Source organism: Rhodococcus sp. KBW08, assembly GCF_003852455.1.
GTDB lineage: Bacteria > Actinomycetota > Actinomycetes > Mycobacteriales > Mycobacteriaceae > Rhodococcus_F > Rhodococcus_F baikonurensis.
Genome location: NZ_QAJJ01000016.1, coordinates 56605 through 79131, shown reverse-complemented (window position 1 = coordinate 79131; position 22527 = coordinate 56605). Strand labels below are relative to the sequence as shown.

General features: G+C 63.7%; 19 protein-coding genes, 1 tRNA gene and 1 riboswitch. Of the genes, 14 read left to right on the top strand and 6 right to left on the bottom strand.

Annotated elements, in window-relative coordinates:
* Positions 1-70: 70 nt before the first annotated feature.
* The 4 genes from DBV08_RS19375 to DBV08_RS19360 all read left to right on the top strand — a co-directional run bounded on the left by DBV08_RS19375 (position 71) and on the right by DBV08_RS19360 (position 3779).
* Positions 71-754 carry a heme oxygenase (biliverdin-producing) gene (locus tag DBV08_RS19375; RefSeq protein WP_124568536.1) on the top strand — a complete coding sequence of 228 codons (684 nt, stop codon included), beginning with the start codon at positions 71-73 and terminating at the stop codon, positions 752-754.
* Positions 751-1758 (top strand): hemin ABC transporter substrate-binding protein, encoded by a 1008-nt coding sequence (locus DBV08_RS19370; protein WP_124568535.1) that lies wholly within the window; start codon positions 751-753, stop codon positions 1756-1758. The genes DBV08_RS19375 and DBV08_RS19370 overlap by 4 nt, the downstream gene beginning before the upstream one ends.
* Positions 1759-1896: 138 nt before the next feature.
* The gene (locus DBV08_RS19365) at positions 1897-2919 is read left to right on the top strand and encodes an iron ABC transporter permease (protein ID WP_095970064.1); all 1023 of its coding nucleotides are present in this window, start codon (positions 1897-1899) and stop codon (positions 2917-2919) included.
* The gene (locus DBV08_RS19360) at positions 2916-3779 is read left to right on the top strand and encodes a heme ABC transporter ATP-binding protein (RefSeq protein ID WP_095970257.1); all 864 of its coding nucleotides are present in this window, start codon (positions 2916-2918) and stop codon (positions 3777-3779) included. The genes DBV08_RS19365 and DBV08_RS19360 overlap by 4 nt, the downstream gene beginning before the upstream one ends.
* Here DBV08_RS19360 and DBV08_RS19355 read toward each other — a convergent pair.
* The gene (locus tag DBV08_RS19355; RefSeq protein WP_124568534.1) at positions 3760-4182 is read right to left on the bottom strand and encodes a hypothetical protein; all 423 of its coding nucleotides are present in this window, start codon (positions 4180-4182) and stop codon (positions 3760-3762) included. The two genes, DBV08_RS19360 and DBV08_RS19355, sit on opposite strands and share 20 nt — an antisense overlap.
* A gap of 183 nt (positions 4183-4365) precedes the next feature.
* Between DBV08_RS19355 and DBV08_RS19350 the strand changes: the two genes are divergently transcribed.
* From DBV08_RS19350 to DBV08_RS19340, 3 genes are all read left to right on the top strand, one after another.
* Positions 4366-5391: a hypothetical protein gene (locus DBV08_RS19350; RefSeq protein ID WP_124568533.1), complete on the top strand. Its 1026-nt coding sequence runs from the start codon at positions 4366-4368 to the stop codon at positions 5389-5391.
* Complete coding sequence (locus DBV08_RS19345) at positions 5391-5639, top strand: DUF5703 family protein (RefSeq protein ID WP_003946171.1); 249 nt, start codon at positions 5391-5393, stop codon at positions 5637-5639. Before DBV08_RS19350 ends, DBV08_RS19345 begins: the two co-directional genes overlap by 1 nt.
* A 76-nt stretch (positions 5640-5715) precedes the next feature.
* Positions 5716-6786, top strand: coding sequence for a quinone-dependent dihydroorotate dehydrogenase (locus DBV08_RS19340; protein WP_124568532.1), 1071 nt, complete (start codon positions 5716-5718; stop codon positions 6784-6786).
* 57 nt (positions 6787-6843) lie between these two features.
* Here the strand turns inward: DBV08_RS19340 and DBV08_RS19335 are convergent, their stop codons facing one another.
* Both DBV08_RS19335 and DBV08_RS19330 read right to left on the bottom strand, forming a co-directional pair.
* Complete coding sequence (locus tag DBV08_RS19335; RefSeq protein ID WP_124568531.1) at positions 6844-7380, bottom strand: YbhB/YbcL family Raf kinase inhibitor-like protein; 537 nt, start codon at positions 7378-7380, stop codon at positions 6844-6846.
* A gap of 65 nt (positions 7381-7445) precedes the next feature.
* Positions 7446-8798, bottom strand: a complete 1353-nt coding sequence (locus DBV08_RS19330) for a M20/M25/M40 family metallo-hydrolase (protein ID WP_003946170.1) — start codon at positions 8796-8798, stop codon at positions 7446-7448.
* Positions 8799-8916: 118 nt separating this feature from the next.
* Here DBV08_RS19330 and DBV08_RS19325 point away from each other — a divergent pair.
* From DBV08_RS19325 to DBV08_RS19295, 7 genes are all read left to right on the top strand, one after another.
* Positions 8917-9002: transfer RNA gene (locus DBV08_RS19325), tRNA-Leu, on the top strand.
* A gap of 108 nt (positions 9003-9110) precedes the next feature.
* Positions 9111-10652, top strand: coding sequence for an SDR family NAD(P)-dependent oxidoreductase (locus DBV08_RS19320; protein ID WP_074447104.1), 1542 nt, complete (start codon positions 9111-9113; stop codon positions 10650-10652).
* A gap of 157 nt (positions 10653-10809) precedes the next feature.
* On the top strand, positions 10810-11241 hold the full coding sequence (locus DBV08_RS19315) for a universal stress protein (protein ID WP_124568530.1): 432 nt from the start codon (positions 10810-10812) through the stop codon (positions 11239-11241).
* 44 nt (positions 11242-11285) lie between these two features.
* On the top strand, positions 11286-12536 hold the full coding sequence (locus tag DBV08_RS19310) for a trans-acting enoyl reductase family protein (protein WP_124568529.1): 1251 nt from the start codon (positions 11286-11288) through the stop codon (positions 12534-12536).
* Positions 12537-12688: 152 nt separating this feature from the next.
* Positions 12689-14872: a malate synthase G gene (locus tag DBV08_RS19305; protein WP_124568528.1), complete on the top strand. Its 2184-nt coding sequence runs from the start codon at positions 12689-12691 to the stop codon at positions 14870-14872.
* Between the two features lie 159 nt (positions 14873-15031).
* Positions 15032-16726 carry a VWA domain-containing protein gene (locus tag DBV08_RS19300; protein WP_124568527.1) on the top strand — a complete coding sequence of 565 codons (1695 nt, stop codon included), beginning with the start codon at positions 15032-15034 and terminating at the stop codon, positions 16724-16726.
* On the top strand, positions 16726-17874 hold the full coding sequence (locus DBV08_RS19295; RefSeq protein WP_124568526.1) for a metallophosphoesterase: 1149 nt from the start codon (positions 16726-16728) through the stop codon (positions 17872-17874). Before DBV08_RS19300 ends, DBV08_RS19295 begins: the two co-directional genes overlap by 1 nt.
* Before the next feature lie 22 nt (positions 17875-17896).
* Here the strand turns inward: DBV08_RS19295 and gcvP are convergent, their stop codons facing one another.
* From gcvP to DBV08_RS19280, 3 genes are all read right to left on the bottom strand, one after another.
* Entirely contained in the window at positions 17897-20755 is a 2859-nt protein-coding gene (gene gcvP, locus DBV08_RS19290) for an aminomethyl-transferring glycine dehydrogenase (RefSeq protein ID WP_124568525.1), read from the bottom strand.
* Positions 20756-20808: 53 nt separating this feature from the next.
* Positions 20809-20938, bottom strand: a riboswitch (glycine riboswitch).
* A 220-nt stretch (positions 20939-21158) separates the two neighbouring features.
* On the bottom strand, positions 21159-21713 hold the full coding sequence (locus DBV08_RS19285) for a MerR family transcriptional regulator (protein WP_021344354.1): 555 nt from the start codon (positions 21711-21713) through the stop codon (positions 21159-21161).
* 335 nt (positions 21714-22048) lie between these two features.
* Positions 22049-22522: a bifunctional nuclease family protein gene (locus DBV08_RS19280; protein WP_003946194.1), complete on the bottom strand. Its 474-nt coding sequence runs from the start codon at positions 22520-22522 to the stop codon at positions 22049-22051.
* Positions 22523-22527 lie beyond the last annotated feature (5 nt).

Here is a 22527-nt window from a genome sequence, read left to right as displayed (position 1 = left end):
CGGAGGTATCGTCTTGGCGAGGGCAGGCTAACCTAGTAGGCAACGCTTGACTACAGCCTCAGGAGAATCAATGACCACGCTCGACGTAGACAGCCTTTCCGCAGACGCAGCCCCCTTCTCCGAACGAATCAAGACCGAGACGGACGCAGCGCACCGCGAGACCGAGCAGTCGCGTTTCGTGGGTGCTCTGCTCGGTGGCGAACTGACCACCGCGGGTTACGCCGCTCTCCTGGGACAGACGTATCTCGTCTACACCAGCCTCGAAGAGGCCGGCCGCACGCACGCCGACAACGAGTTGGTCACTCCGTTCCTGTCCGAGGATCTGCTTCGGGTGGCTTCACTCGAAGCAGATCTCGAGTTCCTCGGCGGACCGAACTGGCGCGACGAACTCGTGGCACTACCCGCGACCGAGCGTTACATCGCCCGACTCAAGGAGGTGGCGTTCGACTGGCCTGCCGGCTTCGTTGCTCACCACTACCTGCGCTACATGGGCGATCTGTCCGGCGGACAGATCATCCGGCGCATGCTCGAGCGCGCGTACGGTTTCGAGACCGACGGACTTCGCTTCTACATCTTCGAAGGCATCCCCAAGCCGAAGCCCTTCAAGGACGACTACCGCTCGAATCTGGATGCACTGCAGATTCCCGCCGAAGAGCAGCAGCGTTTCATCGACGAGGTGAATCTGGCGTACCGCCTCAACGGTGACCTGTTCGCCGATCTCGAAGGCGACATCGAGAGCTACCTCGTCAAATGATGAAGCGCTTGGCCGCGGCGGCACTGGTCGCAGCAGCGGGGTTCGGTCTGGTCGCTTGCGGCTCCAGCGACAATTCCACGACCTCGCCGGGTGCCCGGACCGCGGTACTCGAAGATTCCAGCCCGGTTCCCGTGGCCGACAACCCGACCGCGACTCTGCCCGTGACGGTCAAGAGCTTCGACGGCGTCGACGTGACCATCACCGACAACAGCCGGATCGTGGCGGCCGACCGCTACGGGACGCTCGCAACGACGACGGTAGCTCTCGGACTCGGTGACAATCTTGTGGGCCGCGACACCGCAGCCAAGTTCCCTTCAGTCGCGGACGTGCCGGTTGTCACGGTCGGCGGCCAATCGCTCAATACCGAAGCGATCCTCGATTTGAATCCCACCGTGGTACTCACCGACACGAGTATCGGGCCCAAGAGCGTCCAGGATCAGTTGCGCGCTGCGGGTGTTCCCGTCGTCTTCTTCGATCCCACCCGAACACTCGAAGGTGTGCCGAGTCAGCTCCAGGCCGTCGCCGACGCCCTCGGCGTTCCCGCGCAGGGCGCCGCGCTTGTCGACCGAACCGAATCGGAGATCGCTGCAGCTCGCGACCTGGTTCCCGACGAGGGTGATCCACTGAAGATCGCGTTCCTCTACATGCGAGGATCGGCCATCACCATGATCGGCGGTGAGGGTTCCGGAGCCGATTCCTTGATCGAGGCGCTCGGTGCCACCGATGCAGGCACGGCCTCGGGCATCACCCAACAGTTCGTGCCCATTACCAGCGAGGCGCTGATCGCAGCCGCGCCGGACGCTCTCCTCATGATGACGGATGGGTTGGCGTCGATCGGCGGTATCGACGGCCTCGAAAAGGTCCCCGGCATCGCTCAGACACCGGCTGGAAAGAACAAGAACGTAGTCGACATGGAGGACGGGGTGCTACTCAGCTTCGGGCCGAACACCGGACGTGTCATGGCGGCCCTCGCCGAAGCGATCTACGCGCCTGGTGGATCGTGAGCAGAGATTCGTGAGTGCTGATTCGTGAGTACAGAAACAGGCAAGACAGAGACAGGTAAGTCTGGGCCCGGAGCCGAGGATTCACACGACGTCAAGGGTGCCGACAAGTCGGCATCCGGCCCCGCATCGAGGTCGCGGGTGAGTGCGGTTCTGATCAGTTTGACCCTCGCTCTGGTGATCGTGGCAGTGCTGTCGGCGTGCATCGGTCAGGTTCCGACGTCGCCGCTCGAGGTTTTGGGCAGCATCCTGCACAGCATCGGCCTCGATCTCGGTCCGATGCCCGCCCATCCCAGTGGTGAAGTGACCTTGTGGGAGGTTCGCTTCCCCCGCGTCGTGCTCGCCATCTGTGTCGGCGCGGCGCTGGGATGTTCCGGAGCGCTACTGCAAGGTGTGTTCTCCAATCCGCTCGCCGAGCCCGGAGTGATCGGAGTGTCCGCGGGTGCGGCGGTCGGCGCGAGTGCTGTCATCGTCGTCGGCGGCACGTTCGTGGCCGGCTGGGCCGTGGCTGCCGCTGCGTTCGTCGCCGGGCTCGTAACCACCGCGGCGGTCTACCTGCTCGCTCGGCACGAAGGCCGAACCGAAGTGGTGACGCTCGTTCTGACCGGCGTTGCGATCAATGCGTTCGCGGGCGGCCTCATTGCGTTCTTCACGTTCGTGGCCAGCCCGTCTGCTCGCGATCAGATCGTGTTCTGGCAACTCGGCTCACTCAACGGCGCTTCCTGGAACGCCGTCCTGATCGTGGCTCCGATGGCCGTCGTCGGGATTGCCGCGACGATGATGATCGCCCCACGTCTGGACCTGCTGGCTCTCGGCGAACACGCGGCTCGTCATCTGGGCGTCAACGTCGAACGACTGCGCCAGTTCGCGGTACTGATCGTCGCCCTTCTCGTCTCCGCGAGCGTTGCCTTCACCGGCATCATTCTTTTCGTCGGGCTGGTCGTTCCGCACCTGATGCGCATTCTCGTCGGGCCTGGCCATCGCGCGTTGATTCCCGCCAGCGCCTTGGCCGGAGCACTGGTTCTGCTGGTCGCTGATCTCGGCTCGCGTTCGCTGATCGACAACGCAGACCTGCCGCTCGGGATGTTGACCGCGCTGGTCGGCGGACCCTTCTTCTTCTGGCTTCTCCGACGCACCCGCGCGCAACAGGGCGGATGGGCATGAGCAGCCTCATACGAAACTGGCGCGAACTGTTCGGCCGCGTCACTCCCGAACCGGAGAGCCCAGCCGTCGGTGACGTCACGCTCGAGGCGCGCGACATCACCGTCGAACGCGGTGGTCGACACATTCTCGAAGGCGTGTCCATCGAAGTCCGGGCGGGAGAAGTGGTCGTCCTCGTCGGACCGAACGGCGCCGGCAAGTCGACTCTTCTTGCGGCGTTGGCCGGTGATCAGCCCGTCATCGCCGGGCGGGTGGACGTCGAAGGTACTGACCTCACTCAGTGGTCGCCGATCGACATGGCGCGCCGACGCGCGGTGCTCCCCCAAAAACACACCATCGGATTTTCGTTCAGCGCTCGCCAGGTCGTTCGCATGGGACGTTCGCCCTGGGCCGGAACTGACCGAGAAGACCGCGACGGCGCTGCTATCGCTGCGGCGATGAAGACCTGCGATGTCGAGGGATTCGCCAATCGGCCGTTCGCCGTCCTGTCCGGCGGCGAGCAGGCGCGGGTCGCTCTTGCCCGGGTACTGGCACAGGAGACGTCGACCATCCTGCTGGACGAGCCGACTGCAGCACTCGATCTCGGACACCAGGAAGCGGTGATGTCCGTGGCACGCGCCCGCGCTGCCGACGGCGATGCCGTCGTCGTGGTGTTGCACGATCTCGCGCTGGCAGCGGCGTATGCCGACCGAATCGTCGTACTCGAGAACGGTCGCATCGCCGCCGACGGTCCCCCGGAATCGGTGTTGCACGAAGAGCTTCTGACCCGCGTCTACGGCTATCCGGTCGAGGTGTTCCCGCATCCGACAACCGGAGCGACGCTGGTCATCCCGCGCCGAGAGTTCACCGAACAGAATCGATGATCGATCCCAGTCTGTGGAGGACGGCTCTCACCGTCGGCAGGCTGCGTCCGTCGCCCTCCCGATCGCCGTCACCGATATCGGGATGTGACCAATCAGTCTCGGTCGAGAGAACTGCGTCACGGACCACACCGGCGATGCTTCGCTCGTCAGTCAGATCGATGTCGGTCACCGATCGCTCCGCCGTGGCGACAACGTCCGACAGGGTCGGCACACTGTGCTCGCAGTATTCGCCGTATACCTCGACGAACAGCATGCTCTTGCGTACGCGGAACGCGAAAGTTCGACCGTCGGACCTGCCGAAACCGTGTGCATGAGCCCCGACGGTGAGGTCCTCGATCTCGAAGCCCGGCCGCGCCGGTTCGGGCGGCTGTGCGCCGGAATCGGTGGGTTCTGTGGGAATCACAATGATCTCCTCGGTGATTGCAGCGTCAACCGCAATCGCTGTTCGTACGGTATCGCGTCAAGGGTGTGAGCGGAATGGTCGGTAGTTCCTCGACGCGATGAACGGCGCCCGACTGCGATCAGGGATGATCGATGACAGTCGCACTGCGTGAAGAACAGATGACAAGAAAAAGAGGAACTACACATGGCTCGCCTAGGGATCCGCACCACTGCAGCAGCAATGGGGGCGGCGGTTCTGCTGGTCACAGGATGTTCTTCCGGAGATGGCGGAGACGACCTCATCACGATCGATCCCGCTACGGCAGCGGTCTCACCGGCCACCACCAGCACCCCGGACGGCGTGGTTCACCCGTATTCAGGTCTGATCGATTCCATCACATTCGACCCGGTCACGCGCAGCGCTGTCGTGGTTGCCAACGACCCCCGGTCGGTGCTGGTCGTCCCTTCGGACGGTTTGGCCGGCGCCGACCCCGCCTCGGCAGGTCGTCCGACAGCCCTGGATTCCGACGTACGCGACGTGTCGATCGGCTCTGACGGTAGCGCTCTCCTGTCGATGGATCGCCAGGTAGTGAAGCTGAATCTGACTTCGGGCGAACAGACGTCCACCCCTGTCGACGGCCAGGCGAATTCCGCGGTCGAGCTCGACGACGGCCGTATCGCGATCGGCACGGACAATGGTTCAGTTCACATCGTCGACCCGAAGACCGATCAGTCACAGACGGTTTCGGGATTCGCATCCGTCGACGAACTCGCGGTCACCGGCGACAACCTGAGCGCCCTCGATCACCGTCAGACCTCGCTGACCGCGATCAATCTCGAAGACGGCAAACTCGGCGTCGCTCTCCGCGCCGGTGAGGGCGCAACACATCTGGCCACCGATCGCTTCGGACGCATTCTGGTCACCGACACCACCGGCAACGAACTGCTCGTCTTCACTGCCGATCCGCTCCTGATGCACCAGCGCTACCCCGTCGGCGAGTCGCCGTACGCCGTTGCCTACGACGAGACCGCTGATCGGGTGTGGGTCACGCTGACCGCGACCAACGAAGTGGTCGGCTTCGATCTGTCGTCCGGCATCCCCGTGGAGACCGGACGGTTCAAGACGGTGCGACAGCCGAATTCGTTGGCCGTAGACTCTTCCAACGGCAATCTGATCGTCGGATCGGCAATCGGTGACGGGCTGCAGGTCATCCCGTCACGGGAGAACTGATGGAAAAGCGTACGCGCGGGATCCCCGCGCAGTGGGAAACGTCGGACGACAAGTTCGACTATGTGCCGCTCCGGCTACCACCGAACGTTTCGCGGGTCACCGCGTCGATGCGGCTGGCGATCTCCGCCGAGTTCGGCGGATGGGAACTCTCCCGGGTCCGTCTGTACCCCGACGGCAGTCGTCGTGTGCTTCTCAAGCGGAAGAAGACGCCGCTGCACGTGACCGATCCGGACGGCATTCAGCACTGATCGTTCAACAGACGACCCAGAGCCCGCCGCTATCGAAACCGCTGACGAAATCACACCATCGAAGAGCTGGAGAATCGTGTACCAACTGCTGCTGAGCCTGATGTTCCGGATCCCGCCGGAACGCATCCACCACATTGCCTTCACCGCGATGAAACTGGTGACACGGTTCGCTCCCCTTCGCTGGCTGGTCGCAAAAGTCCTAGTCGTCGACGACCCGGTACTGCGAAGTCAGGCTTTCGGTCTGACGTTCCCGGCACCTCTCGGCCTCGCCGCAGGCTTCGACAAGGACGCCACCGGAGTCGACGCCTGGGGCCCGTTGGGATTCGGTTTCGCCGAGGTCGGAACAGTGACGGCCCAGGCTCAGCCCGGTAACCCCGCGCCGCGTTTGTTCCGTCTTCCGGCCGACCGCGCTCTGATCAACCGGATGGGCTTCAACAACCACGGCGCTGGTCACGCGGCGAACTTCCTGCGACAGCGCCGCGTCACGGTCCCGATCGGTGCCAACATCGGCAAGACCAAGATCGTCGAAGCCGCCGACGCCGCTGCCGACTACACCGCCAGCGCGCAGCTTCTGGGTCCGCTGGCCGACTTCATGGTCGTGAATGTCAGCTCGCCGAACACACCCGGACTCCGTGATCTGCAGGCCGTCGAATCACTGCGCCCGATCCTGCAGGCCGTGCTCGACACCGTCAGCGTGCCGGTACTGGTGAAGATCGCGCCCGACCTCTCGGACGAGGACGTCGACGCTGTCGCCGATCTGGCAGTCGAACTCGGACTTGCCGGAATCGTCGCGACCAACACCACGATCCGCCGCGACGGTTTGAAGACCCCGGACGCCGAGGTGGCTGAACTCGGGGCAGGCGGGCTGTCCGGTGCACCGGTTGCTGAGCGCTCCCTCGAAGTACTTCGGCGCCTGTACGCCCGGGTCGGCGACAAGATGACCATCATCTCGGTCGGCGGTATCGAGACAGCCGATCAGGCGTGGGAGCGCATCCTCGCCGGTGCGACGCTGGTGCAGGGATACACGGGCTTCATCTACGGCGGACCGTTCTGGGCCCGCAGCATCCACAAAGGCATAGCCAAGCGCGTGCGCGCAGCCGGCTTCTCGTCGATCGCCCAGGCAGTTGGAGCCGAGAACCCTCGCTAAAACTGCTGTGCGCCTTTATTAACCGCGGGCGGTTAATAAAGGCGCACAGCACAGTGATTATTCGACCTCGAACGTCCCGGTCAGGGTTGCACGCGCAATCGCGTGATGGAACACGTTGAAGCCGAGGAACGCCGGCGACGAGTCAGGGGTGACTCCGACGAGCGTCTCCACGTCGAGGGCATGCACCGCGACGATGTAGCGATGCGGACCGTGCCCGGGAGGCGGGCCCGCACCGATGAAACCGAACCCGCCACCGTCGTGGCGGAGGGTGACGGTTCCGGCGGGCAGGACATCGCTGTCCGCCGCGCCGGCACCGGCGGGGAGTTCGGTGACGGAAGCGGGGATGTTCGCCACGGCCCAGTGCCAGAATCCCGACGCCGTCGGTGCGTCCGGATCGAACACCGTCACGACGAAGCTCTTCGTCTCGGCCGGAAAGCCAGACCACGAGAGCTGCGGTGAGATGTCTTCGCCACCGGGGACACCGAAGGCTCCACTGGCCTGAGCGAGCTTCAGCGGCTGGCCGGCAGTGATGTCGTCACTGGTCAGCTCGAAACTCGGCAACTTCGGCAATGGTTCGTACGGATCGTGCGCCATGCGAATCCTTTCTGTGACAAGAGAGCTCGATGTGCGTCGAGCTCACGGATCTATCCACGTGCTCGTCAGGAATTGAGCAGGAAATGTTCCAGAACACGTGTCCCGAACAGTAGTGCGTCCACCGGAACTCGCTCGTCGACACCGTGGAACAGCGCACTGAAATCGAGCTCGGGCGGCAACTGCAACGGCGCGAAGCCGAAGCAGCGAATGCCCAGTTTCGCGAATGCCTTCGCGTCGGTTCCGCCGGAGAGCATGTACGGCACGGTGCGAGCTTCCGGATCGTGCGCAAGGATCGCCTCGTTCATGGCATCGACGAGATGGCCGTCGAACGTCGTCTCGTACGAGTCCAGCTTGGTGATCCACTCGCGGGTCACGTCGGGACCGATCAGTTGGTCCACCGTGCGCTCGAATTCGGCCTGCCGTCCCGGCAGCACACGGCAGTCGAAGACCGCCTCGGCCGTCTGCGGAATGACGTTCGCCTTGTATCCGGCCTTGAGCATCGTCGGGTTCGCGGTGTCACGGAACGTCGCCCCGATGATGTTGGCGATCGTCCCCAGCTTTGCGAGGGTGCCGTCGATGTCCGGTGATCCCGGATCGAAATCCAATCCGGTCTCTTCGCCGACGGCGGTGAGGAACTCGGCGACCGAATCCGAGATCACGATCGGGAACTGATGCGCAGCGAGCCGCGAGACCGCGCCGGCGAGTGTCGCGACCGCATTGTCGTCGTGGAGGAAGGAGCCGTGCCCGGCGCGTCCCTTGGCAGTCAGACGCATCCAGCCGAGACCCTTTTCCGCAGTCTCCACGAGGTAGAGCCTGCGGTCGGTTCCGTCGGGCCGCGGAACCGTCAGCGAGAAACCGCCTACCTCACCGACGGCCTCGGTCACTCCCTCGAACAAATCCGGGCGATGCTCGACCAACCATTGGCATCCGTACTTTCCGCCCGCTTCCTCGTCTGCCACGAAGGCGAACACCAGATCGCGCGGCGGCACGACGCCTTCCGCCTTGAACTGCCTGGCAAGAGCCAGGATCATCCCGACCATGTCCTTCATGTCCACGGCGCCGCGCCCCCACACGTAGCCGTCCTGGACGGTGCCGGCAAAGGGATGGACGCTCCAGTCGGCAGGCTCGGCCGGGACGACGTCGAGGTGACCGTGAAGCATCAACGCACCTCGACCCGACTCAGCTCCCTTCAATCGGGCAAAGACATTCCCGCGGCCGGGTGCACCGGACTCGACGTATTCCGTCTCGTAGCCGACTTCTTGAAGCTGCGCGGCAACCCACTCCGCGCACGCACGCTCACCTTTTGTGGTTTCGAGTTCTCCCGTGTTCGAGGTGTCGAAGCGGATGAGAGAACTGACCAGTTCGACTACTTCTGCTTCGGCTCTGCTCGGATTCGGATTATTCGGGGTTGTGGTCATTCCACTTTCCTACCATCGAATCAAACGACGCGGGCGACCGGAATGCCCCGCAACCTGGCGATTTGGGGCAGCTCACCGAATCGGATACTCTTTCCCAGCACCGAGAAATCGGGGCCGAGTCCGAGTGGCGGAATGGCAGACGCGCTAGCTTGAGGTGCTAGTGTCCTATTAACGGACGTGGGGGTTCAAGTCCCCCCTCGGACACTCTGTGTTGAGACAGACAGGAAAAGCTCCGGTTCATCGAACCGGAGCTTTTCTCGTAATTGGCGAAGTTCCCGCACCAGGGAACAGTCCGCGCGAGCGGCGATCGAGATGGAACAGAAGTTCGAAGTGGATACAGACACCAAGAAGTCGGATGCACTGCAGGCAGATTCGCTGGAAACAGCCGATTCAGAATCTGCTCGAGCCGAACTCACCGGACTCGACCCCGCAGAACTCGAAATCTGCCTGAAGGTCCTTTCCGAAGCCGCTGAACTCGACGACGAGCATCCCGACTCGATCACCATGCAGCGCGCTGTCGGCCATCTGTTCAAGCGGCTCAAGAAGAAGCGTCGCCTCGCCTCGCGCGCAGCGGTCAACGAAGCCGACCGCCAAGTGGTCGCCGCGACTGCCACCGGTTCACCCGATCGCATCGACGACGAGACCGCAGGCATTCCGATCAAGTCGAACACCGCCGGCGCCTCCGCCGGCACACTCATCAAGGCGCGGCCGTGCTACATCTGCAAGCAGCGCTACACCGCAGTCGACGCCTTCTACCACCAACTGTGCCCCGATTGCGCTGCCACCAGCCGCAGCAAACGTGATGCGAGCACCGATCTCACCGGCCGACGCGCACTTCTGACCGGCGGCCGCGCGAAGATCGGCATGTACATCGCGTTGCGCCTGCTGCGTGACGGTGCGCACCTGACCATCACGACACGATTCCCCAACGACGCGATCCGCCGATTCAAGGCGATGGAAGACAGCAACGACTGGATACACCGTCTGCGCATCGTCGGCATCGACCTCCGCGACCCCGCCCAGGTTGTTGCACTCGCGGATTCCGTTGCCGCACAGGGGCCACTCGACATCCTCATCAACAACGCCGCGCAAACCGTCCGACGCTCCCCCGGTGCCTACGGCGCTCTGGTCGACGCCGAGTCCGGAGCACTGCCCGCCGGCGAGCTGCCCGATGTGCTGACCTTCGGCAAGACGAGTGACGCTCACCCCGCGGCTCTGGCCGGATCGCTGTCGGACGTCGCTAGCATCACCTCCGGAAATCTCTCCGCCGACGCGGTCAGTTCACTCGCACTCGTCGCCAAGTCGGCTTCACCCGATCGCATCGAGCAAGGCATCGCCATCGACGCCGGCGGACTGCTCCCCGACCTCGCACACACCAACAGCTGGGTCCAGACCGTCGAAGAGGTCGATCCGATCGAGCTTCTCGAAGTCCAGCTCTGTAACTCGGTCGCGCCCTTCATCCTCGTTTCGCGCTTGCGACCGTCCATGGCCGCAGCAGCTGCGCGACGCAAGTACGTCGTGAACGTCTCGGCCATGGAAGGTCAGTTCAGCCGCGCGTACAAGGGCCCCGGCCACCCGCACACGAACATGGCCAAGGCAGCACTGAACATGCTGACCCGCACCAGCTCCAAGGAAATGCTCGACGACGGCATCCTCATGACCGCCGTCGACACCGGCTGGATCACCGACGAACGCCCGCACTTCACGAAGATGCGTCTGGCTGACGAAGGTTTCCACGCACCACTCGACCTCGTCGACGGCGCCGCCCGCGTCTACGACCCCATCGTTCAGGGCGAGCTGGGCGTCGACCTGCACGGCTGCTTCCTCAAGGACTACAAACCGTCACCGTGGTGATGGGCGGCACCCCGCAGTGGTGACAGGCAGCACCTAGGCGCCCCAATGTGGCGATCTCGTCACCGCCAAACCCCCGTGTCGAGTAGCTCATTTCAGGTAGGGCACAGCATTGCAGGCGATAATGGACTGCGAACCTGCTCACCGACTCGGAGGAACCATGACGATCGCCGTCGTACACAAGGACAGCCCGGAAGGCCGCGCCGCAATCGTGGCCGCCGCACGGGAATCCGTGGGTCGAAGCGAGGAACTGCTGGTTCTGCACGTCCTGGACGACGTCAACATCGGGGACACGGTCAACACCGGAGACACCGAGGACGATCGGGCCGCTCTTCGCGGCGAGATTCAGTCAGCTCTCGATGCCGGCGGATTCTCGGAGACGAAGTGGGATCTGCGCACCACCGAGCACGACGGCGATCCGGTGACCGCGCTCGTCAACCTGGTCCACGGCGCGGGTGTCGATCTCCTGGTCGTCGGAACACGCCGGATGTCCCCCATCGGCAAGTTCCTGCTCGAACGCCCGCTGCAGCGACTTCTGCTCGAAGTGGAGGCTCCGATCCTCGTCGTCAAGGAGCCCCTCCCCGCCGAGTGACCTCGGTCACATCACTTTCGGGTACTCGTTTGTAGGCTGGCTCCATGACTGGAACCTCGCCCGCCCGAGAACTCGACATCATCGTCTACGGAGCGAGCGGCTTCGTCGGAAAGCTACTCGCCGACTACCTCGTCAAACACGCTCCCGAAGGTACGAAGATCGGCCTCGGTGGCCGTTCCCTCGAGAAGTTGGCAGCCACTCGGGCCGATCTGGGTACCGCCGCCGCCGATCTCCCCCTGATCATCGCCGACGCCGACGACGCCACGGCGTTGAAGGCGCTCGCGCAGCGAACCCGGGTCGTCGCCACCACGGTCGGCCCGTACGCCAAGTACGGCCACACCCTGGTTCACGAATGCGCCTCCGCCGGAACTCATTACGTCGACCTCACCGGTGAGGTGCTGTTCCATCGCGAGAGCATCGACGCCAATCACGAGCTCGCGGTCTCGACCGGCGCAAAGATCGTCCATTCCTGTGGATTCGATTCCATCCCTTCCGATCTCGGAGTTCACGTCCTCCACGAGAAGGTCACTGCCGACGGCGCCGGTGAGCTCACCGACACAACGCTGGTGGTCACGGCGCTGCGCGGCGGCGTGAGCGGCGGCACGATCGATTCGCTTCGCAACCAGATCGACGTGTCGAAAGACGATGCGCGCCTGCGGAAACTCGCTGCTTCGCCGTATTCATTGAGCCCCGATCGTGACCGGGAGCCTGACCTCGGACGACAGAGCGACGTGAGCGTGGTCGACGGCAAGAAGATCGATCCGTCGTTGAAGGGTTGGAAGGCACCGTTCGTGATGGCGTCGTACAACACACGAGTCGTCCGTCGCAGCAATGCGCTCCGAGAGTGGGCGTACGGCAAGAAGTTCAAGTACAGCGAGGTGATGAGTGTCGGTTCTTCGGTGGTGTCACCGGTGATCGCGAGCGGCGTGGCGGTCGGCCTCGGTGCGCTGGTCGCCGGACTCGCCCTTCCCCCGACGCGCTTCCTTCTCGACAAGGTATTGCCGGCTCCCGGCGAAGGTCCGAGCGAGAGCACCCAGAAGAAGGGTCATTTCACGCTCGACGTGTTCACCACGACCACGACCGGCGCTCGATACACATCACGAGTGAAGGCGAAGGGCGACCCTGGATACAGCGCAACGGCGGTAATGCTCGGCGAATCTGCGTTGTCGTTGGCGAAGGACCACAAGGATCTCCCCCCGGCCACCGGCGTTTTGACCCCGGCGACAGCGCTCGGCGGCGTCCTGGTCGAGCGCCTACGCGCGGCTGGTTTCGAGATTTCCGCGCGAAAACTCTAGACAGAACGAATTTCACTTGATCGTTTCAGCTCTTCGCGCCCGATTATCGCAGCTCAGGGCGCGGACAGCGGTGGGAATACTCCCAGGTAACATTGATGTTGGTTCATGGCATCCATATGTGGTGCTCCGCTTTCGGAAAAGTGAGGCTATTCATGACTGAGCGCGTTCAGGTCGGCAGTCTTCAGGTTGCCAAGGTTCTCTACGACTTCGTGGTCGAGGAGGCTCTTCCCGGCACCGGTGTAGATGGCGAGACGTTCTGGGCCGGCGCCGACAAGGTCATCACCGAGCTCGCACCGAAGAACCGCGACTTGCTTGCCAAGCGTGACGATCTGCAGGCTCAGATCGATCAGTGGCATCGCGATCACGCCGGCGCTCCCATCGACGCCGCTGCGTACAAGGCATTCCTGCAGGAAATCGGCTACCTTCTGCCGACGCCTGCCGAATTCTCGGTCACCACCGCGAACGTCGACACGGAGATCACCTCGACGGCCGGCCCGCAGTTGGTCGTGCCGATCCTCAACGCGCGCTTCGCACTCAACGCGTCCAACGCCCGCTGGGGTTCGTTGTACGACGCGTTGTACGGCACCAACGCCATCTCGGAGGAGAACGGGGCCGAGAAGGGTTCCGGCTACAACAAGGTCCGCGGCGACAAAGTCATCGCCTGGGCGCGTGAATTCCTCGATGCGGCAGCACCTCTCGCGTCGGGATCGCATGCAGATTCAACCAAGTACGTTGTCGACGGCAGTGAACTGAAGATCACGTTGGCAAACGGTACGGTCACCACGCTCGCCCAGCCGGAGAAGTTCGTCGGCTACCTCGGGGAGAAGGACGCACCGACGAGCATCCTGCTGCTCAACAACGGCCTGCATGCCGAGATCCAGATCGACGCCTCGTCCCCGATCGGGAGCACCGACGCCGCCGGCGTCAAGGACGTCGTTCTCGAATCCGCCGTCACCACGATCATGGACTTCGAGGACTCGGTCGCCGCTGTCGACGCCGACGACAAGGTTGTCGGTTACCGAAACTGGTTGGGTCTCAACCGCGGTGATCTGTCCGAGGAGATCAAGAAGGGCGCCAAGTCCTTCACCCGCACGCTCAACGGCGACCGTAAGTACACCGCCGTCGACGGCAGCGAACTCAGCCTGCACGGTCGTTCGCTCCTGTTCGTCCGCAACGTCGGTCACCTCATGACCAACCCCGCGATCCTCGACGCCGACGGCAACGAGGTCCCCGAGGGCATCCTCGACGCCTTGATCACCAGCGCCTGCGCTGTGCACGGCCTCTCGATCAGTGACGCGAACGGCCCGCTCGACAACAGCCGCACCGGCTCGATCTACATCGTCAAGCCCAAGCAGCACGGCCCTGAGGAAGTTGCCTTCACGACCGAACTGTTCGGCCGTGTCGAGCAGGTCCTCGGCCTTCCGGAGAACACGCTCAAGGTCGGCATCATGGACGAGGAGCGTCGTACGACGGTCAACCTCGCTGCGTGCATCAAGGAAGCCAGCGACCGCGTCGTGTTCATCAACACCGGCTTCCTCGATCGCACCGGCGACGAAATCCACACCTCCATGGAGGCCGGCGCGATGGTGCGCAAGGCCGAGATGAAGAAGCAGAAGTGGATCGGTGCCTACGAAGACTGGAACGTCGACACCGGACTGGCCTGCGGTCTGCAGGGCAAGGCGCAGATCGGCAAGGGCATGTGGGCCATGACCGAGCTGATGGCGGACATGCTCGAGCAGAAGATCGGCCACCCCAAGGCCGGCGCCAACACCGCGTGGGTTCCGTCGCCGACCGGCGCAACGCTGCACGCGACGCACTACCATCGCGTCGACGTGTTCGCAGTTCAGGATGGTCTGAAGGGCAAGCCTCGCGCGAGCGTCGACGACATCCTGACCATCCCGCTCGCGCCCAGCACAGACTGGACGGACGCGGAGAAGAAGGAAGAGCTCGACAACAACTGCCAGTCCATCCTCGGTTACGTCGTCCGCTGGATCGACGCAGGCGTCGGCTGCTCCAAGGTTCCCGACATCCACGATGTCGCGCTCATGGAGGACCGCGCCACGCTCCGCATCTCGAGCCAGTTGCTCGCCAACTGGCTGCGTCACGGCATCGTCAGCGAGAGTGACGTCGTGAGCGCGCTCGAGCGGATGGCCCCGGTTGTCGACCGTCAGAACGAGGGCGACGCCGAGTACCGCAACATGGCACCTGATTTCGATTCCAACATCGCGTTCCAGGCTGCCAAGGAACTCATCCTCGAAGGCGCGAAGCAGCCCAGCGGGTACACGGAGCCGATCCTGCATCGCCGCCGCCGCGAGTACAAGGCTGCCAACGCCTGATTTCACCTTCTTCGAACTCGAAGCTGAACCCGAACAGCCTCGGCGCCGCTCCCGGTGCCGAGGCTGTTCGCGTAGGCCCCGAAGATTCGTCACTAGACTGGCCGAGGACACAGTCCGTTCAACAGACATTCTTCGAGTGACCGAGGTAGGGCAAGGTACGTGGGCGAACATCGCGGCGGGTCAGGCGCCAGAGGTATCAGCAAGGGGCCGATTCTCGTCGTCGTGCTGATCGCCTTGATCGTGGCAGGCTTCTTCGGGTGGAAAGCCCTCAGCAGTCGCATCGACGATCAGGGGCAACAAGCAGCAGGCACGTGCGTCGAAGGCAACAAGACGCTCGACGTCACCGCGGATCCGTCCATCGCCCCACAGGTCGAGGAACTGGCCAAGCGGTACACCCAGACTTCACCGGTGGTGCGTGATCACTGCATCGCCGTCGCGGTGCACGGTGCACCGTCCGCGTCAGTGTCGACGGCACTCGAAGCCGGTCCGGCGGCACCCTGGGACGACGCAGCATTGGGACCGCGCCCCTCCCTGTGGATCCCGACGAGTTCTTTCGAACTCGCGCCGCTGGCGGGCAAGGCCGTGATCAACGGTGATCCTCGCTCGCTCGCGAGTTCCCCGATCGTTCTGGCAGTCGGCCCCGAGACCGCGGCAGCATTAACCGGCGCAGCATCGAGTTGGAAGTCGTTGCCTTCGGATCTGACGGTTGCCCTGCCAGTCGGAAGTACCGAAACTTCCATGGCGGCACAGGCAATCGCTGCCGACGTCGCCGATGCGGGTGCCGGTCCGGTCACGACAGATCAGGCGAAGTCCGCGCAGGTCAACGCTGCGCTCAGTGCGCGGGCGTTGCAGTTCCAATCCTTGCCGACTCCCCCCACGTCCACTGCCGAAGCCCTCGGGGCACTGAGCGCCGGAACACCGGATTCGGTGAAAGCCGTTCCGGCCACGGAACAGTCGATAGCGCAGAGCGCGAACGCTGCGATGACGACGTACTCCCCCGCCGGCGCAACGCCAGTTGCTGATTATCCGGCGGTCATCATCTCGGGCAGAGGGATCGACGAAACCGCTTCGCGCGCAGCGGCACAGTTTGCCGATTTCATGCGTGAGCCGAATCAGTCACAGTTGTTCGTCGGCGCCGGTTTCCGGGCCGAGGGCCAAGACCTTCCCGATCTCGGTGCGGTGTCCCCGGCCAAGGTCTCGTCCACGTTGATTCCCGCGTCGACCGAAACCGCAGCTGCGCTCGGTGACATCGTCGCCAATCCGGTCTCTCCGCGCAGTGCCACCATCCTGATGGACACGTCGGCGTCGATGGGTACCGACGACGGTGGCACTACCCGCTTGGCGAACGTTGCTGCGGCAGTGAACACTCAATTGGGTCGCAGCCCTGACGCTTCCGACATCGGCCTCCGCGAGTTCAGCACGGGCACCGACGGAAAACCGTCCGAGCGCATCCTGGTTCCGGGCGGTTCGCTGGCCGAACCGAATCGGCGTGCCACCATCACCGATTTCCTCAACGGACTCCGAGCCGGCGGAAAGACGTCCAAGTACCCGGCGCTTGCCAGCTCGTACAAAGCTGCGGTGGACGGTTTCGACGCGGGACGAGTCAACTCGGTACTGCTGATCACTTCGAGCACACCTGACGAATCCACCACAACGCGAGCCGAACTGCTCAGCGCGATCGCGGCAGCGGGCAATCCGTCGCGTCCGGTGCAGGTCGACGTGATCGTCGTCGGTACGGGTGACGACGTCTCCACTCTCCAAGACGTCTCGGATCGGACGGGTGGAACTTTGGTTCGCGTCGATTCGACATCCGACCCCGCTCTCGCGGCCGCAGTGACCAAGATGCTGTCCTGATGGGGCGCGTCGCGGTTTTTGCAGTCCTTCTCGCCCTTCTGACCTGGTTCCTGCACCGCAGACTCGTTCGCGCCACCGGCATCCCGAGGCGATGGGCTCGTCTTGCCGATACTGTGCTTGTCGTTTTGGCGGTCTCGACGCTCATCGGGGTCGGCAGTGGCGAAGTCTTTCCGACGTCGTGGGCGCGACCGATCGGATTCGTCGGATGGGTCTGGCTGGCTTCGTGGCTGTATCTGATTCCCGGACTGCTCGTGATCGGCCTGTTCGCCGGGATCGGTCGACTACGTGCACGCCACACGGACACCACGACCGAAGTCGACCCGTCCAAGCGTCGTACGTTGCAGTTGGCTACAGCAGCAGTCACTCTCGCGGCGATCGGCACCGCCGGCTACGGCGTCTACGAGGCGTCGGGCCCGAAGATTTCCCGCGTCCGCGTGCCGCTCGCTCGCCTACCTGAGGGCTTCAACGGATACCGGATCGCCTTGATCACCGACCTGCACGTGGGACCGGCCCGCGGGGTCGACTTCACCCGCAAGGTGGTCGATATCGTGAACTCGCAGAATGTCGATCTGATCGCGATCGGCGGCGACCTCGTGGACGGAACCGTCGCGAAAGTTGCTCCCGATCTTGCTCCGCTCGCCGATCTGCGGGCGCCGGACGGAATCTTCGGAGTCAGCGGAAACCACGAGTTCTATGCCGACGACGGCGGCAAATGGCTCGATGTCTGGGAATCATTGGGGATCACGACGCTTCGCAACAGTCGCGCCTCGATCCAGCATGACGGCGACACCATCGACGTCGTGGGCATCCACGACTACACGTCACCGGCCCCGTACGAGCCGAACCTGACAGCTGCGCTCGCAGGCCGCGATCGGAATACTTTCGCCTTGCTTCTCGCACACGAACCGCGCCAAGCGATCGAGGCGTCCGAGATGGGTATCGATCTGCAACTGTCCGGGCACACTCACGGCGGACAGATGTGGCCGCTGCGCTACCTCGTTCCGCTGCAGCAGCCTTCGGTGCAGGGCTTGGACAAGATCGAAAACACCGTGCTGTACACGACGCGTGGCGCTGGTGCGTGGGGTCCGCCGGTACGCGTCGGCGCCCCGCCGGAGATCACTGTTCTCGAACTCGTACGCGAGAGGTGATGATCTCCGGCGGGCACACGCTCTAGTTGCCTGCGAACGCTTCGATCGGCGGGCAGGAGCAGACCAGGTTGCGGTCGCCGTGTGCACCGTCGATACGACGCACGGACGGCCACACCTTCGGGCGAGCCTTGCCGCGCGGGAAGACTGCGATCTCACGCGAGTACGGGTGATCCCACTGCGCTGCAATGCTTCCGGCGGTGTGGGGAGCACCCCGAAGCGGGTTGTCCTCCACCGTCCACTCGCCGGCGCCGACGCGATCGATTTCGCCGCGAATGGCAATCATCGCCTCACAGAACTCGTCGATCTCTTCGAGGTTCTCGCTCTCGGTGGGCTCGACCATCAGTGTCCCGACCACGGGGAAGCTCATGGTCGGAGCGTGGAACCCGTAGTCCGCCAAACGCTTTGCGACGTCGTCGACGGTAACTCCGGTGTCCTTGGTCAACCCGCGGAGGTCGAGGATGCACTCGTGCGCGACCATGCCGTTCTCACCGGTGTAGAGAACCGGGAAGTACTCGTCGAGTCGACGCGCGATGTAGTTTGCCGACGCGATGGCGGTCAGGCTGGCGCGGCGCAGACCCTGTGCACCCATCATCCGAATGTAGGTCCAGGTGATGGGCAGGATGGACGCACTGCCGTACGGCGCTGCCGAGATCGTGCCTCTGCCACCGAGTTCGGGGGCCATCGGGTGTCCGGGAAGGAAGGGCGCGAGGTGTGAGCGCACACCGATCGGCCCGACGCCGGGTCCGCCGCCGCCGTGCGGGATGCAGAACGTCTTGTGCAGGTTCAGGTGGCTGACGTCGCCGCCGAATCGTCCCGGACGGGCAAGGCCGACAAGCGCGTTGAGATTGGCGCCGTCGACGTACACCTGGCCGCCGGCGTCGTGTACCGCCGCGCAGATGTCGGAGATCTCGTGCTCGTAGACACCGTGCGTGGACGGGTAGGTGATCATGATCGCGGCGAGACGCTCGGCGTGATCGGCGATCTTCGCACGCAGATCGTCGACATCGACGTCACCGTTGGGGCGGCAGGCGACAACCTCGACGCGCATCCCGGCCATGACGGCGGACGCCGCGTTGGTGCCGTGAGCACTCGATGGGATGAGGCAGGTGTCGCGGTGGTCGTCACCCCGGCTGAGGTGGTAATTACGAATCGCGAGCAGGCCCGCGTACTCCCCCTGGCTGCCGGCGTTGGGCTGGAGGCTCACGTTGTCGTAGCCGGTGACCGCAACCAACCAGTCTTCGAGATCCTTGATGATCTTCAGCAGACCGGGCGCATCCGACGTCGGCGCGAACGGATGGATCGCGTTGAACGCAGGCCAGGTGATGGATTCCATCTCGGCGGTGGCGTTGAGCTTCATGGTGCACGAACCCAGCGGAATCATGCTGCGATCGAGCGCGATGTCCTTGTCGGAGAGCGCGCGCAGGTAGCGGAGCATTGCTGTTTCCGTACGGTAACGGGTGAAGGCTTCGTGCTGCAGGTAGTCGGAGGTGCGCTCCTGAGCAGCGGGAACCGCGTTGCCCTCTGCTTCGATAGCGACAACAGCGTCTTCGATGCCGAACGCGTCGAGCACCGCGAGGACGTGATCGGCTGTGGTGGCCTCGTCGCACGAGATGCCGACATGATCCGCGTCGACCAGGCGCAGGTTGATCCCGGATTCCTTCGCCGCAGCGACGACGTCGGCCGCCTTGCCCGGAACCTGAGCCAGCACGGTGTCGAAGAACGAATCGTGGACTACGGTCACGCCACCCTCGCGCAGGCCGTTTGCCAATGCGTGTGCGCGGGCAGCGACGCGCAACGCAATCGCCTTGAGTCCCTCGGCGCCGTGGTAGCTCGCGTACATCGCTGCGAGGATGGCGAGGAGTACCTGCGCGGTACAGATGTTGGACGTCGCCTTTTCACGGCGAATGTGCTGCTCTCGTGTCTGCAGCGCCAGGCGGTATGCCTTGTCTCCGTCGGCGTCGATGGAGACGCCGACCAAGCGGCCGGGCAGCTGACGCGCGTGCTTCGAGTGCACCGCCAGGTAACCGGCGTGCGGTCCGCCGTAACCCATGGGAACACCGAAACGCTGGGTGGTGCCGAAGCACGCGTCCGCACCGAGTTCACCCGGCGAGGTGATGAGCGTCATCGCAAGAAGGTCGGCGCCGACGGCAACCAAAGCGCCGCGCTCGTGAGCTTCCGCGATGATCGCGGTGTAGTCGACGACTCGTCCCGAGGCTCCGGGGATCTGGGCGATGACGCCGAAGAAGTCGCCTTCCGGAAGACCGGCAGTGAGGTCCGCGGAGACGATCTCGATGCCGAGCGGCTCGGCGCGTGTCTCGATGACGGCGAGTGTCTGCGGGTACAGATCCGCGTCGACGACAAATCGCGGAGACTTGCTGCGGTTCGCGCGACGCAGAAGCGTCATGGCTTCGGCAGCGGCGGTGGCCTCGTCGAGCATCGACGAGTTGGCCAGTTCCATGCCGGAGAGATCGGCAACCATGGTCTGGAAGTTGAGGAGGGCTTCGAGGCGGCCCTGGCTGATCTCGGGCTGGTACGGGGTGTACGCGGTGTACCAGGCCGGGTTCTCGATGATGTTGCGCAACAAGACCGGCGGCGTCAACGTATCGAAGTAGCCGAGGCCGATCATCGACGTCGCGACGGTGTTCTGGGCTGCGAGTGCAGTCAGTTCGGCAAGTGCCTCGTGCTCTCCGACCGGAAGCGGTAGAGCGTCGAGTCCGGCCGCGATACCGTTCGGGGCAGCGTCGAGGATGACGGAGGGAACGGCCTTGGTTGCCAGTTCGTCCAGAGAATCGACCCCGACAAGTTCGAGGATGCGCGCGAGTTCCGCGGCGTTCGGACCGACATGGCGGTCGGCAAATATACGGCTTGCAGCGTCGATCACGACAACTCCCAGACAGATCGGAGGATCAGGACACACACCGAACTGCGGTGTGTTCCTCCCCCTCTGTCGCATGCTCGATTCCCGAGCGCCTGAGAGATTCGGTAGTGATCCGCCGACTGACGGAAGCCACAGCCTTTCCCCGTCGGCGGGTGGGTTGTCCCACCGCTTTCCAGAGGCGTCGGAGCCCGTACGGTCCTTGGTGCCTGAGAGATTGACGGGGAGGTATTGCTCCTTCGGCGCCCTGATCCCGCTCACCACTGGGCTCTGCAACAAAGACTGCAGCAAAAACAAGTTCGGTGAATCGGTATCCGAGGCTCTCCCGTACGCCGGCGACGCAGGCCCAGTCTAGTTGACCGAAACGCCTACCTGCACCGTGGCATCCTCCAAAGAGATGTGACGTACGTTATCCGGTTTTGCGGCTGGCGCGATTCTTGCGTCGCGAAGCCAACTCGTCTTCCGGATTGGGATCACTTTCGCCGCCGTCAGCCCGCTCGGCAGGAAAGTCGGCGATCGTTCCGGTGAGTTCACGCATCGCGCCACTGACTGCGATGCCGAATACGCCCTGCCCACCCTGGAGGAGGTCGACGACCTCTTCGGGAGACGTGCATTCGTAGACGGTGGTGCCGTCGGAGAAGAGTGTGATGTTCGCGAGATCGCGCACGCCGCGCTTGCGCAGGTGGTCGACGGCAACGCGGATGTTCTGCAGTGAGATGCCGGTATCGAGCAGACGCTTGACGATTTTCAGGACGAGGATGTCCTTGAAGGAGTACAGACGCTGGCTACCTGATCCGGCAGCGCCACGGATGGACGGAACAACCAACGACGTTCGTGCCCAGTAGTCGAGTTGGCGGTACGTGATCCCAGCGATCTGGCACGCGCTGGGCACTCGATATCCGACGAGGTCGTCGGGGATGGAATCATCCGGGAACAGGCCCGGCTGCAGCTCTTCGGAAGACATTTCTGCAGTCGGCTCGGCACTATCGGCTATGCCCGTTCCGCGCTCATTCGACTGTTCTTCCACTGCCGTCTCCCTCTCGCTTCGCCATCATGTAACCAACCTGTGCTATCAGCAGTCACGAGAATCCCGTGCCGACCGAACTTTCAGATGTGAATCCAAGGCAGGTAATTCCATGAGTGGACTTACCCAGAGTACGCCTCGATCGACAAGGCGAGAAGATCTCCACCGCACGCAACGGTAAGACCACGAGGGTGCTCGGTCAACGCAACACGCCGACCGAGACTCAACCTCTACTTGAGAGTTGAAGACTAAAGCCTGATTACGGACAAACAGGACTAACCGTCAGTTGCCTTGAAGTCGTCCGGCGAGATGGTGTCGAGGAATTCCTTGAACTTCTCGACTTCGTCTTCGCGCTCGTCGGGAATGACCAGGCCGGCTTCGGCGAGAACGGCTTCCGACGCGAAAATCGGAACGCCGATCCGCAGTGCCAATGCAATCGAGTCCGACGGACGTGCCGAGACAGTAGTCTGCTCGTCGAAGACGAGATCCGCATAGAACGTGCCCTCTTGCAGGTCCACGATCCGCACTTCCTTGAGGCTCCGGCCGAAAGACTCGATCAAGATCTTGATCAGGTCGTGAGTCAGCGGCCGCGCCGGCTCGACTCCCTGTTGTTCGAGAACAATCGCGGTAGCTTCGGTTTGCCCGATCCAGATCGGCAGGTACCGATCGCCGTCGGACTCTCGCAGCAACAGGACCGGCTGATTCTGAGGCTGCTCGACACGAACTCCGATCACACGCATTTCGCCCATCGAGC